Annotated in this window: 14 protein-coding genes; 8 read left to right on the forward strand and 6 right to left on the reverse strand. The window is 67.1% G+C overall.

Annotated elements, in window-relative coordinates:
* Nucleotides 1–419 precede the first annotated feature (419 nt).
* Complete coding sequence (locus IU449_RS28500; RefSeq protein ID WP_195005276.1) at nucleotides 420–1,517, forward strand: hypothetical protein; 1,098 nt, start codon at nucleotides 420–422, stop codon at nucleotides 1,515–1,517.
* Between the two features lie 65 nt (nucleotides 1,518–1,582).
* On the opposite strand, the gene IU449_RS28505 is transcribed toward IU449_RS28500, so the two are convergent.
* The 5 genes from IU449_RS28505 to IU449_RS28525 form a co-directional block, all read right to left on the reverse strand.
* The gene (locus IU449_RS28505; RefSeq protein WP_195005277.1) at nucleotides 1,583–1,948 is read right to left on the reverse strand and encodes a hypothetical protein; all 366 of its coding nucleotides are present in this window, start codon (nucleotides 1,946–1,948) and stop codon (nucleotides 1,583–1,585) included.
* Nucleotides 1,948–3,453 (reverse strand): hypothetical protein, encoded by a 1,506-nt coding sequence (locus IU449_RS28510; RefSeq protein ID WP_195005278.1) that lies wholly within the window; start codon nucleotides 3,451–3,453, stop codon nucleotides 1,948–1,950. Before IU449_RS28510 ends, IU449_RS28505 begins: the two co-directional genes overlap by 1 nt.
* A gap of 104 nt (nucleotides 3,454–3,557) precedes the next feature.
* Nucleotides 3,558–5,318, reverse strand: coding sequence for an FtsK/SpoIIIE domain-containing protein (locus IU449_RS28515; RefSeq protein ID WP_195005279.1), 1,761 nt, complete (start codon nucleotides 5,316–5,318; stop codon nucleotides 3,558–3,560).
* Complete coding sequence (locus tag IU449_RS28520; protein ID WP_195005280.1) at nucleotides 5,246–6,094, reverse strand: hypothetical protein; 849 nt, start codon at nucleotides 6,092–6,094, stop codon at nucleotides 5,246–5,248. Before IU449_RS28520 ends, IU449_RS28515 begins: the two co-directional genes overlap by 73 nt.
* Nucleotides 6,095–6,209: 115 nt before the next feature.
* Nucleotides 6,210–6,413: a hypothetical protein gene (locus IU449_RS28525; protein WP_195005281.1), complete on the reverse strand. Its 204-nt coding sequence runs from the start codon at nucleotides 6,411–6,413 to the stop codon at nucleotides 6,210–6,212.
* Nucleotides 6,414–6,588: 175 nt separating this feature from the next.
* Between IU449_RS28525 and IU449_RS28530 the strand changes: the two genes are divergently transcribed.
* From IU449_RS28530 to IU449_RS28560, 7 genes are all read left to right on the forward strand, one after another.
* Nucleotides 6,589–6,858: a hypothetical protein gene (locus IU449_RS28530; protein WP_195005282.1), complete on the forward strand. Its 270-nt coding sequence runs from the start codon at nucleotides 6,589–6,591 to the stop codon at nucleotides 6,856–6,858.
* 50 nt (nucleotides 6,859–6,908) lie between these two features.
* Nucleotides 6,909–7,241 (forward strand): RRQRL motif-containing zinc-binding protein, encoded by a 333-nt coding sequence (locus IU449_RS28535; protein WP_195005283.1) that lies wholly within the window; start codon nucleotides 6,909–6,911, stop codon nucleotides 7,239–7,241.
* Between the two features lie 14 nt (nucleotides 7,242–7,255).
* Nucleotides 7,256–7,642, forward strand: coding sequence for a single-stranded DNA-binding protein (ssb, locus tag IU449_RS28540; RefSeq protein ID WP_195005284.1), 387 nt, complete (start codon nucleotides 7,256–7,258; stop codon nucleotides 7,640–7,642).
* A 242-nt stretch (nucleotides 7,643–7,884) separates the two neighbouring features.
* Nucleotides 7,885–10,851, forward strand: a complete 2,967-nt coding sequence (locus IU449_RS28545; protein ID WP_195005285.1) for a hypothetical protein — start codon at nucleotides 7,885–7,887, stop codon at nucleotides 10,849–10,851.
* The gene (locus IU449_RS28550) at nucleotides 10,848–11,426 is read left to right on the forward strand and encodes a hypothetical protein (protein WP_228805862.1); all 579 of its coding nucleotides are present in this window, start codon (nucleotides 10,848–10,850) and stop codon (nucleotides 11,424–11,426) included. The genes IU449_RS28545 and IU449_RS28550 overlap by 4 nt, the downstream gene beginning before the upstream one ends.
* Nucleotides 11,427–11,514: 88 nt before the next feature.
* The gene (locus tag IU449_RS28555) at nucleotides 11,515–12,210 is read left to right on the forward strand and encodes a ParA family protein (protein WP_195005286.1); all 696 of its coding nucleotides are present in this window, start codon (nucleotides 11,515–11,517) and stop codon (nucleotides 12,208–12,210) included.
* Nucleotides 12,211–12,212: 2 nt separating this feature from the next.
* Nucleotides 12,213–12,563, forward strand: coding sequence for a hypothetical protein (locus IU449_RS28560; protein WP_195005287.1), 351 nt, complete (start codon nucleotides 12,213–12,215; stop codon nucleotides 12,561–12,563).
* A gap of 11 nt (nucleotides 12,564–12,574) precedes the next feature.
* On the opposite strand, the gene IU449_RS28565 is transcribed toward IU449_RS28560, so the two are convergent.
* A complete protein-coding gene (locus tag IU449_RS28565; protein WP_195005288.1) occupies nucleotides 12,575–12,802 on the reverse strand; it encodes a hypothetical protein in 228 nt (75 codons plus the stop codon).
* Between the last annotated feature and the right edge of the window lie 198 nt (nucleotides 12,803–13,000).

The following is a 13,000-nucleotide window of genomic DNA, read 5'->3' on the forward strand; positions in this document are numbered from 1 at the left end:
AGGAAACGCTATGATAACGTTACACGTTACCGGGAACTAGTTCCCGGTAACGTGTAACGTTATCATAGCGTTTCCTGAAACGTTTCCTGTATCATGTATCCGGTATTCTGTCAACCTCTTCTCCTCTCGGGTTTTCGCTCTGGCCTGCGGATTTCGGTCTAGCCGGGGGCTCTGTCTCTCTCTCATGATTCCAGTATACACACATGTCCACAGGGTTTACAACCCATTTTGGCACATTTTCTTGTAATTCTGTGATGCAACGCTCTGACCTGCACATATTCCGGGTGACGCTTTCGTTTTCCGGTGTGTCACGCTACCGACTATGGCAGATTCGGAGATTTTCCGGTGCATTTCCTGTTGTCTTTCCTGTAAACCTGTAATAGGATGGTGGTACACCAACCGATCGAGGGGAGATCGACATGACCGACCAGACCACCACCGACACCGCCGCTCCCGAGCGCGAAGAGTACGACACCGAGACCTTCGGCGTCGGCGAGCCGTGCGGGGTGTGCATCTTCCCGGTAGGGCCGGGCGAGATCTGCGGGAACGTCGTCTACGCCAACACCGCCAAGGGCAGGCTGCCGAAGTACTGCGGCCAGGAAGGGCAAGCTGAGTGGCAGACCCAGCACGGCACCGAGGGCAACGTCCGCCACAAGTCCGACCTTGCCGGGTACCCGCGCCGCCAGCTCAAGATGACCAAGGAAGAAGTGCAGGCCCTGGCCGACGCCGAGACCGCGCGGCGCGGCATCACGCGGCGGCTCAAGACCGACGCGGCACCGGTGAACGCGGCGGCCGAGACCGACGCGGCCCCGGTCGCGCCGCTGGCCGATCTCGGGCAGGCCCTGCCGGACTCGCCCATCGACGCCCTGGCCGAGCTGGCGCGACTGATCGCCGGGCGGGTGGTCGCGGCCCGCGCCGAGATGGACGACGTACGCACCACCGCCGAGCGCCGCGCGGCCGAGATCGAGGCCGAAGGCACCGCGTTGATCGAGGGACTGGAACGTGAGCGCGCCGAGCTGGAGGCCGACCGCGCCGAAGCGCAGGCCGTCACCACCCGCGCCCAGGGCGAGATCCGTGCCGCCGAAGATGCGCGCCTGCGCGCCGAAGGCGAACTGACCTCGGCGCAGCGCCGGATCGCGGAACTGGAACGGGCGCTGGCCGACGCCGACGCGCGCCGGGTCGCCGAAGTTGAGGAAGTGCGCCGCTTCGAACGCGAGGAGTTCCGGCGCACCATGCGCGAATTCGCGGCCACCGTGCGCGGCGACGAACCGGCCACGGTGGCGGCGCGTGAACTGCCGGAGGTCACCGACGACGCGGTGAAGACGATGGCGGCGCGGGTCGAGGCCGGGCACGTCACGCGGCGAAAGGCCAAGTGGCACTTGGCGAATGCCGCAGCGAACCGGGCGGCGGCGCGGGTGCTCGATCACATGGACGCGGCGGGGTATCTGCACATCGTCGGCGACACCGACCCGGAGTTGGTCACGCTCAGCGCGAGCGGGCAGACCCTCACCCCTTGAGCGTATGAGCGCATACGCGTAAAGGCCCCGCCGGAATCCGGCGGGGCCTTTACGTTCGGGGCTGGCTACATGCGGGCGCGGATCTCCTCGACCGCTTCGACCGACATGCCCGCGGCCTGCGCGATCACCGCCGTGCGCGTGTGGGTGCGCAGCGCCTTGCGGATCAGCGCATCGCGGGTTATGGAGGCGTTGGCGATGATGTCGGCCTGATCGGCTATCTCATCGACAAGCCTGGAGCTGTAGGGCGTCAGGCGAGTACTGCGCTCGGCCCAGGGGAACCGATGGTGACAGCCAGCGCACACAAAATCGTCGGGGCTGCCCTTCTTCCGGAAGGCGTCCGCGTAGCAGTGCGGGCACTCGCAACTGTCCAGACTGTCCAGATCATCGGTCGGGTCGTCCATCTCGCCGCCCCAGGTGGTGTTCTGGTTCATCAGGCGTTCTCCTCGCTCGTGGTGGAAGGCCGCTCGTCGGCCGGGGTGGCGTGCAGGATCATGTCGGCATAATGCTCCGACGACCAGGAGTGCACCCAGACCATGACACCGACCATCACCGGGGCGATGGCGAACTTGGCCGCAGTGCCGTAGTCCCCGGCGCCCAGGTGCGGGCCGGTGTTCAAAGTGATGGTCAGCGCCAGCAATGCCAGCTCCGCAGCCGTGGCCCGGGCGCGCTTCACCTCACGGCCTTCGCGGCTGGCGTCGGTGATGGTGAGCATGATCGCGATCAGCGGTATCGAGATCATCGCCTCCAGCCCGTAGGACAGCCAATAGAGCGGGTTGCTCAGGTCGTCATCGGGCACCAGGTTGGACTGGACGTTGTAGCCCGACCAGATCATGCCGATGACCACGGCCACCAGCAGCGCGCGGCCGATCAGCTCCGAGCGGCGGTAGAGCATCGTCAGGCGGGCGTCGGGGCTGGCCAGGCGGCGGCGCTTGGCGACCGCGCGGCGATGCCAGCGGCCATCGCGGGACTCCGCGCGGGCCTCGGCCTCGATGTCCTTGCGTTCGCGCTCCAGCCGCCGCAGCTTGGCCTCGGCGCTGGCCTGGCGGATCTGGCGGTCGATCTCGCGCTCGCGCTCGGCCAGTGCGCGTTCGGCGTCGATCTCCTCCGCGCTCAGCGCCTCGAACAGCGCCGCGTCCCGGTCGTACTTCAGCCGGGCGCGCGCCTTGGCGACCTGCGCCGCGAGTTCGGGGGCCTCGTCGGTGTGCACTGCGGGGCCGGAATCGGAGTGCACACCGGTGCCGGTGTGCACTCCGGCGGAGTGTTCGTCGAGTGCACGTTCCGGCCGATGGTCGGCGGGGGTGTGCACGACCGGCGCGGCGGCAGTGTCGATCGAGTGCACGCCCATGTGCATGTCCTCGGTGGTGTCGGCGGGTGTGGTCGGGGTGGTGCGGGTGTGCACACGGGCCGGGCGGGCGGTTTCGGCGCGGTGCGGGCCGGGCTCGGCGTTCCAGTCCTTGACCACCCGCGCGATGTAGGTGGGGCTGATGTCGGTCACGCCGCGATCGGCCAGCCAGTGCCGCACCTGCGCTGGCCTGGGGTTTTCCAGCGCGCCGCACGCGAACCGGATCTGGCGGCCCTTATCGGGGGCCATCGCGGCCAGCGCGGCGGCATCGGCGTCGGTGCGGGCGGGGCGGCGGCGCGGGGTGGCGTCGGACTCCTCGGCCGGGGCCGGGGCGGTCTCGGCCGAGTGCGCGTCGGAGTGCACGTCTTGTGCACGCTCGGCCGCAGTGTTGTGCACGTCCTCGGCGGGCTCGGCCGGGGCAGTGTTCGAGTTGTGCACTCCCTCGCCAAGGTTCTCGGTGTCGGAGTGCATCACCGGGTGCCGGTCGGCGGTGGGCAGTGTGTACACAGCAGCAGTGTGCACGCCGGGGGTGGTGGTGTGCACGTCGTCGGTGTTGTGCACTGTGTTGTGCACTGTGGGTTCGGTGGTGGTCATGGTGTTCTCCTGTGCAGTGTCTATGCTTGTGCGCGCATGAGCTTGTGCGCGTGTGCGCGCATGAGTTGGGGTGTGGGTGGGCAGCACTGCCCTGGCGGGGTGTGTCAGTTGCCCTGTGCCTTCTTCTCCAGCTGGGCCTTGAGCCGGTGGTACTGCTGGCGGTGGTTGTCGTTGCAGTACAGCGCCCGGCGACCGCCCTTCGTCTGCGTCAGCGGGTCACCGCAGAACCGGCAGCGGCCGGGCTCCTCGTCGGGCAACTGATCGACCAGCGCGGTTTCGGTGTCGGGGCGCAGCTCGACGACGTTGGATTTGGCCGGCGCTTTCTCCACGCTCGGCGGGGCGGGCAGCACGGGGCGCGGGGCATCGGCCGGGCGGCCGAACTCGTTCACCAGGGCGGTGATGTGGGAGTCCTCGACCCGGAAGAAGCGGGCGCGAATGGCCATGCCGCCCGCTTCCGGGCTGTCGATGTAGACCGTGCCCTGCTCGTCGGTGCCGATATCGGTGGCCGCGACACCACGCTCCTTGGCGCCGAAGCCGAACACCATCGTCTGCTGCTGGTCCGACGCCTGACGCAGGCCGACCATCGTCGGGAACATATCCCTGAGCAGGTCGAAAAGGTCCTTCGCGGCGTTCTGGGTCGCGACGATGATCGTGATGCCGAACGATCGTGCGCGGCTGAGCAGGCTCAGCAGCAGACGCAGGACGTACTTGCCGACCGTGAGGGTTTCCTCTTTCACCGACCCGTCGAGCTGGATCAGCGGCCGGGTGATTTTGAAGTCCGCCGAGATCTTCAGCAGATCGAGGATTTCGTCGATCATCAGCACTATCTGCGGATCACCTGGGCGCGGTTCGAAATCGCGGATCGGCTGGCCGGTGCGCATGGCAGGCTCGCGGCGCGGGGTGGCCCGCCCCATCATCCGGTGCACCAGCAGCTCCAGCACGGAGATGGCGTCGAGCACCTCCCAGACGAACTGTGCGAACAGCCGGTCGCCCGCGGCCATTTCGGACCCGAACTTGAGGTCGATCACGTAGAGCTCCACACGACCGGCCTTGATGTCCGGTGCCAGCGCCGCGATGATCGCCCACAACACACCGGACTTGCCCGAACCGGTCAGGCCCGCCAGGAACAGGTGATTGCTCCAGATCCGCATCCGGTAGTAGTTGCCGTCCTCCTGCATACCGACCTTCAGCGCCTTGAGCGGCACCGGCGACGGCTCCGGCCGGGGCAGACGAATAGTCCGGGCCAGCGGATTGCGCACCCGCAGCTCGATCACAACGACATGCCCCTGTGCCATGACCACCTGCACACGCGGCACATGCAGGCTGGAGGCGATGACGGGCAGGCGATTACGCACGTGGTCGGCCGAGTAGCCCTCCGGCAGCGCCAGCCGGATGCGTGCGCCGACCGGCGAGAGCCGGATGCCTTGATCGGGGGCGTGTCCCGCGTCCTGGCCGGGCAGCAACTGCGGCCACGTCCCCGGGAACCACTGCGCCGGATTCGGCGGCAGACCGATAGCCACCTGCGGATGCGTCCACATCAGCGACGCTGCAAGCGGATTCGCCAGCAGATCCAGCGCGTAGTGCACTTCCGGCGGGAAGGTGTCGCGGAACTCGCGCCATTCCCGCCAGGCCCGCTCGGCCGCGCGGCGCTGTGCCCGCTTGCCGTTGACCTTCTCCGCGACGAACAGACCGACACCGGTCCCGGTCAGTGCCACCAGTCCCCCCGGCCCGGTCCAGCCGGGATAGCCCATGTTCTCCATCGTCTTGTAGGCGACGAGTCCACCGAATGCCATCACGCCACCGCCTGCTGCCAGCGAGACGAGCACCAGGTCCGCGCTGGGACCGTTGCCGTGGTTGTTGCCCATACGATTCCTCCCCTCACCCCGAACCGCTGTCGCAGCGGCAGGGATCGGCCCTCATTCTCTCTCTGGGGGCAGACACGCGCCCAGACGATTTGCAGCCGCAGACCCGACAGACGCACCGCGACCTGCTCACCCGGCGTGCGCTGCTGCTGGCCCGGCAACGGCATCGGCACCACCTGCGGCTGTTCCTGCGGCAGGAACAACGGCAGCGGATGCGGCTGCGGCGCAGGAAGCGCCAGCATCGGCCGCTGCGGCACCGGGCGCCGGTTGAACACGATCACCACGTCACGGTGCGGCACTGCGCCGAAACCGACCCGCGCCGAGACCGCGCCGAACTCCGCAGCCAGTGCCGCCGATCGGGCGTGCCACTGCTCAGCGGTCTGGCCCGGCAGCATCCGCACCGTCACCGTGTCCTCATCACCGTGGCGGACCACCGACACGATGCGCGGCACCGCGATCTTCTCGCCCTGGCGCTCGGTCAGCCCCAAGTCGTCGACCACCCGCGCCCAGCGCCTCCGATAGACCCAGAACGCATGCGCGGCAGCGAGCATCGCCACCCGCAGGATCCGCACCGCGATCATCAGCACCCCGATCGCGATCAGCGCGCCACCGACACCGGCCGCGACCGGCATCGCCAGATCCCCGGCCGTCTGGGCATACGAAGCCAGCCGGTCGAACGAGAGGTTCCCGGTGCACGCGGTCAACGCGCCCGCGGTAAGCAGCAGCATCCCCACGCACTCGGCAGTGTCGCGGCTGGTCCATTCCTCGCGGTTGCTCATCGCACACCACCAATCAGGGCCTGGTCGATAGCACCAGTCCACGCCGTGGCGGCGGTGGTCAGAACGGACGAACGCCCGGATACTTCTCCCGACCAGTTGAGGCCGGCCGAATTGGCTACTCGGCTGCGGAAGTCTTCGCGATGGCTGCGCGCAGTTCCCGCAGATCGACCAGCCCGGCAGTCCATGCCGCCGCGAGCGTCTGCAAGACGTCCTGCTGTCGGACGAACTCCGATTCGAGCTTCTCCCGGAACGCGGTCGCGGTGCTCTCCTCCAGTCGGAACGAGAACTGCTGCTGCTTGCTTCGAGGCGTGCCGGTCATAGGGACCATGTTCCCACGTGGTACCAGATGCTGTTTCTGCTGTACCGGGGCTGTTCTCACGTCCTCGCCTTTCATGTGCGTTCATCTCTCTCTTCCCTCCAATGGTGCTACCATCTACATCAGATGCTACCAAATACATCACTTGGTAGCATCTGATAGAGAAAAGGAGAAGCGGATGATCCCGTACCTGCTGACCGAGAAGGGCCGAAAGGCCAAGACCCGCACACTCGGTTACCACCCCATGACCGACGATTGGCGCATCAGCCCATGGGACTGCGCCGACCCCGGCGCGCTCACCCCGGCCGAAGCCGCGAACGTGCTGACCACACACGGCGATTGCGGCCCCTCGTGCCGAATCTCGGTGACCGCCCGCAAGGTCCGCGCCCGCCTGATCGACGCGCCCACCGTCCGCACCAGCGCCTTCCGCCGGGTGCTCAACCGCTGAACAGAAGAGGCACCGGCCAGTTCGTACCTGGCCGGTGCCTCTTTCTGATCATGCCTGATTGGAACGCCATGCACATCTACCCGTGGGGGTGCGCCCCAGCGCATCTACGGACCCGGCGGCAACTCGCCGCGGCCGGACTGCGGCCCAATGGCCAAGACATCGCCGCCCGGCTGGAACGGCCGCGCCGACGTGGCCGGGCACCGCTGGTCGCCTACCTCTACGACATCGACCGCGCTGTCCCCAAGCGCACACCGACCCCGGCCCAGCTCGCCGCACTCGCCAAAGCGACCCGAGAACGCCAGCTCCGGGCCGCCGAACGTCGCGGCATCAACCGCGCCGCACTGCTCACCGACACCGACCCCGGCCCGGCCTGGGCCGCATAGAAAGGACCATCACCATGTCCGAAGGCAAGATCCCGATGACCATCACCGGCAACCTGACCGCCGACCCCGAACTCCGCTTCACCCCGAACGGCGTCGCGGTCGCGAACTTCACCGTCGCCTCCACCCCGCGCGTGTACGACAAAGCCACCAACCAGTGGAAGGACGGCGAAACGCTGTTCATGCGCTGCGTGGTCTGGCGCGAGATGGCCGAGAACATCACCGAATCACTGACCAAGGGCGCGCGCGTGGTGGTCACCGGCATTCTGCGCCAACGCAACTGGACCGACGACAACGACCAGAAGCGCACAACCTACGAACTCGACGCCGAAGAAGTCGCAGCCTCGATGCGCTTCGCCCAGCTCACCATCAAACGCATCGCCCGCGACCGCAACGCGGCGTGAATAACGGCCCGATTTCGGGCCAGGGCGCGTGTCGGTTCGGTAAATCCGGCCCGGACCGGCAAGAGTGTCCACCAACGGAAAAACCCGCTCCCCCATTTTTGTCCGGTTACCAGCCGGATGGGGGAGCGGGCCAAGTAAGGGCGGAGCCTCGCGAACAAGGGTAGCAGGGTGTACATACACCCCACCTCACACGCTGCCCGGCGTTTCGCGAGGCGTCGCCCCCTGAGCCACATGAGGGGCAGATGAGCACACCCGTATCCCACGAACCCGCCGACGACGACGCCACCGCCGACGACAACGTGGTCCAGCTCGACGACAGGCGAACCGCTCGCGGCGCTGGACCCGATGACCTCACGTTCTTCTCCGGCGGCAACCGCTACAAGCTCAACCGGAAATCCGGTGTGATCGCCAAGACCAGCCAGACCAAAGACGGCGAGACCACCAAGCGAGCCGTTCTCCCATTCGTCCCCGAGGTCCATGAGGTCATGGTCGATCTCGATGAGGACGACCTCCAGGACCGCAAGCTCTACACGGTCTCGGTCGGCGACGAACAGACCCGGGTCACCCACCGCCAGGTGCTGACCGGCGACGTGTGGGCCGAATTCCCGGTCTCCGGTGTCGCATCCCGCGGCATGGTGAACGTTTTGGCCGATGCCGTGCTCCGGCTGGCCGAAGACCACCCCGTCACCCCCCTGCACCGGCACACCGGATGGATCGAGAAGGACAGCCGCCCGGTGTATCTGACCGGCGGCACATGCATCGGCGCGGACGGACCGGTCCCCGGCTTCTCGCTCGAACTCGGTGACCGGATCGGGAAATACGCCCTGCCCGACCCCCCCACCGGGGACGCCGAGCGCGACGCCGTGCGGGCCTCGCTGGAGCTGCTGAACCTGGCACCGGCAGAAGTGATGTGGCCGCTACTGCTGATGACCTATCTCCCGGTCATGGAGCTGTGCGCGCCACGGCCGGACTTCCTCGGCGTGCTCTACGGACCGTCCGACTCCTGCAAGTCCGTGCTGGCCGGGATCGGCCTGTCTCACTACAGCCCGCGCAGTCTGCTGGACACGTTCCCGCAGAACTTCAGCTCTACCCGGGTGAGTCTCGAGACCTATGCCTATGGCGCGAAGAACACGCTTCAGGTCATCGACGACGCGCACCCCGCCTCCAACCGCAAAGAGCAAACCGACATCCTCGACAAGTTCGAATACCTGGCGCGCACAGCGGCCAACGGCTCGGCCCGGGGTCGCGGCTCCCGCAGCGGCGGGGACCGCCGGGACCGCCCGCCGCGCGGGTTCGCCTTGGTCACCGCTGAACTGAAGTTCAAGGTGCCGTCTGCGGAGAACCGCTCGTTCGTCGTCGGTGTCCAGAAAGGGCAGGTCGACAAGACCCAGCTCAACCACATCGGCGCCCAAGCCGAAGCCGGTGTCTACGCCACGGCCATGGCCGGATTCGTCCGTCACCTCGCCCGGAAGTTCGAGGCCGGGGAACTCGACGGTCAGCGCAAACGGTGGGCCGAACTGCGCGGTGAACTCGTGGCCGAAGGTCGCGGACGTTCCGCCAGCCACCTGGCGCACCTGCTGCTCACTGCCGAAACGCTGCTCAGCTACGCCTGGAGCATCGAAGCCATCGACACCGAACAAGCCGAATCCCTCTACCACGACGTTGATGCCGCGCTGGTCGGTGTCGATGCCGCAGCCGCGGCCAGCCGGATCGACATCGACCCAACCACCCGTTGGGTGGAACTGCTGCGTGAGGCGCTGGACTCCAAGCAAGCTCACATCGAATCCATGGACGGCGACATTCCCCCGAGCGCGGCGAGCTGGGGGTGGGAAGCCCTCGGCGAGACCGGGGCGATTCGGCGGGGCCTCATGATCGGCAACATCTCCGACGACGGGCGCACGCTGTACCTCATCCCCAAGGCCACGCACGAACTGCTGACCAAGCTGGCCGGGGCCGATGGCTTCGGACTCGACGACCGGGCGCTCAACGACAGGCTTGGCGAAGCGGGCGTGATTCACAGCCAGGCCGAAGAGGGACAGATGCGGCGCACCATCAAAACCCGGATCGGGAACGCCCGGCCCCGGCGGCTGCACGTGAGTGTTTCGGTGCTGGAAAACGGCCCGGCCCCTGTGCGGCCCCTGTCCGATTCTGGCAAAGGGGCCGGGAAAGGGGCCGGATTTCAAGGCCCTGACCAGCGCGAACGCGGCGCGGCCCCGGTGGCCCCTGTGGCCCCTGTAAAAAACGCACTCTCTGCAAAAAAGGGGGACAGCGTCCATCGGTCGTTCATCAGTGATCGGGTGGCCGCCGCGCTGACCGAAGCTGGCGGGGACCGGGCCGCAGCGGCTCAGGCGCTGATCGCCAGGGCCATCCCGGACGCCATGGACCTGTTCGACGCCACCCGCGCCGGTGCCCGCTACGACCACACCGCCCACCCCGCCGAGCCCGACATTCTGCGCAAGCCTGCCAAGGGTGCCGCGAACGCCATCTGGGAGGCGCGGCCCAAGTGGACCAACCCCCGCACTCCGGCTGATGCCGAAATCCAGCCGCTGGACGTCAACGCCGCCTACCTGTCCGCGATGACCACCCACCTGCCAATCGGGGCGCTTCAGCACGACGACAGCGGCACATTCGACCCGAAGCGCTCCGGGGTCTACGAGATCACCCCCGGACCCTGGGACCACGACGGGCTGCCCAACCCGCTGGGTTCCCGCGACATGCCAGGGCGGGTGTGGGTGACCCGCCCGACGCTCCAACTGCTGACCGATCTGTCCACTGGCCGCTACGGCGCGCTGTGCCCGGCCCCGGTGATCCACCAGTCCTGGACCAGCGGTTCGAGCGAGGCCCTGCTGCGGCCCCTCAAGGAGACCTTGCGCGACGCCCGGGCCGACGCCATCGACAGCGGTGACGAGGTAGCCCTGACCTACATCAAGGCCATGTACTCGAAGTTCGTGTCCACGATGGCCAAGTCCAGCCGGTACAACCACGACCTTGAGCGCACAGACTGGGGCCACATCATCCGGGCACAGGCTCATGCGAACCTGTGGCGGCGGGCGCACAAGGCCCACACCGCCGGGCTGTGGGTGCACCGGCTCACCGGCGTGGACGAGCTGCACGTGGCCGGTGACTGGCGGCAGGTCTGGCCCGAGGGCCGGGGCCTGGGCCAGATGAAGCCCAAGGGTGACACCTACCGCGCCGAATCGGGGCTGTGATGGGCGGAAAGATCACCGGCGGACTCGGCGCATCAGGCATCCCCGGCGGAAAGGCCATCGCCGAACGGCTCACCGAACTCGCTCATGGGGTCAAGTCGCCGGTCGATACCGACCGCGGCTTGGCCGCCCGCCTGCGGTACCTGACCAAATCCTCAGCCGGATACGACGCCATGACCGCGGCCGGGATCGACGTCACCCCCCGCACCCTCATGTCCTGGCTGGCAGAGGAGCGCACCCCGAACCGGGCCAACCTGGCGAAGATCGACGCCGCCTATACCGACCTGCACAACCGGAACATGGCCGCCTCGCTGAAAAAGCGGCTCGACAACAGCGGGCGCGGCACCCGGATCGAGATCCATCCCGTCGACCAGACCGCCGTGCTGCCAGGACATCAGCGCGAACTCCAGATCAGAAAGGTGAACATCCGCCCGCCCGACTGGGGTCAGCTGGTCGACCAGTGGGCCGCAGGCGACATCGACGCCATGAACGACACCTGGCAAGTCCTCGCCGCCGACTCCCTCGGCACCGACTGGAACGCCTACAACGTGGTGGACCACATCGGTTTCGGAGCCTGACCAACCGCTCAACGATCCCCGGCGTGCGAGAGCGCGCCGGGGATCACTTCTCTCTGCCTGCTGGATACTGTTATGAGCACATTCGCTCATGCGCGCACTCGCGCGCTATCGACCCTGGGGCAGGCTCATGGAATTGACCGTAGGCAACCTCAAAGGTGGGGTGGGCAAGACCATCACCTCCGTGCACCTGGCGCACGCCCTGGCCCAGGACGGCCGCACCCTACTGATCAACACCGACCCGCAGCGCACCGCCGCGAAATGGGCCGAGATGGCCATGGCGCGCGACGGCTGGCCCGAAGACTGCGTGGTGATCACCCTGACCAACGCCAAGACCCTGGTCCGCCAGGTCAAAGCCATGCGCCGCGACTACGACCACATCATCATCGACACCCCGCCGAGCCGGAACCCCGACAACCTCACCACCCCCGAATCCGAAATCCTCACCGCCGCGATCATGGCCACCGGGCACCTACTGGTGCCGACCTCACCAGCGACCGGAGAGCTGGCCGAGATCCGCGACACGTTCACCCTCGCGACCCAAGTGGACCTGCTGCGGCCGGTGCTGGCATCGGTGCTGTTGCTCGACGTAGACCTGCGATCCAAGGCCGATCGGCAGTACGCCCGCGAGATCCTGGAGGAATTCGACTTCCCCGTGCTGCGGGCACAGGTTCCCTCACGCAACAGCCTCAAGCACTCGTTCGGCACTCTCCCCGATGTGAGCGGACCGTATGCCGATGTGCTCGCCGAAATTCTCGACAACCACGCCAACTGGGATGGGGAATGACCATGGCACGAACCAGCGGACGGCCCAGCGGGCGCGGAAAAGGCAGCAGCGACAGCGCGGCCGGGGTGATGAAAGACCTCTTCGACACCAAAGTGCCGGCCGAATCCGCCGACGAACCCGAGATCGACGAGCGACCGGCCATGCGGCGGCGCTCGGACAAGAAGAAGGTCCAAGGCATCAACTGGGATCTGGACCTACTTCTCTACTCCCGCGACGCCGTGATCCGGCTGGGGCGCACCTATCCTGAAGAAGACATCAGCTCCCTGGCCTCACTCGTCGATGTCTCGGTCCGGGAGAAGCTGGCGGCCCTGGAACGCAAATACAATGGCGGACGGCCGTTCCCGCCCATCTGACCCCGGAGAGGTCAGTTCATCTGACCTCTCGCCTCATACAGTGCGGCCAGCCGGAACACCTGGTCCTCATCGGTCAGATCCCGGCTACGGCGCTGGCGGGCCTCGATATCGGTGCGCAGGATCTCCAGAATCAGCCCACGGTAGGACCGGAACGCACCGACATGAGCGGACACCGGAAACGGCTCACCCCACAGCCGGGGTTTCGGCACCTGCACCACATCCCAGACCACCAAATGCATCACCCGATCATATTTCCTGGAATCAATTCCTGTAGAGCTTGTTCCCTCAGTCGGATTCGCCGATTCATCGGCGAATCATGTTCGCCGCCAACGGCTTTCGGCCTACGGCCGATAGGGGGTAGCTGGGTTGCGTTGTCACAGAACAGTTTTCAGCCGCGAAGCGGCTGCGCGGCGGGCCTCCGCAGGAGACCTGCGCGC

The organism is Nocardia higoensis, from assembly GCF_015477835.1.
GTDB lineage: Bacteria > Actinomycetota > Actinomycetes > Mycobacteriales > Mycobacteriaceae > Nocardia > Nocardia higoensis_A.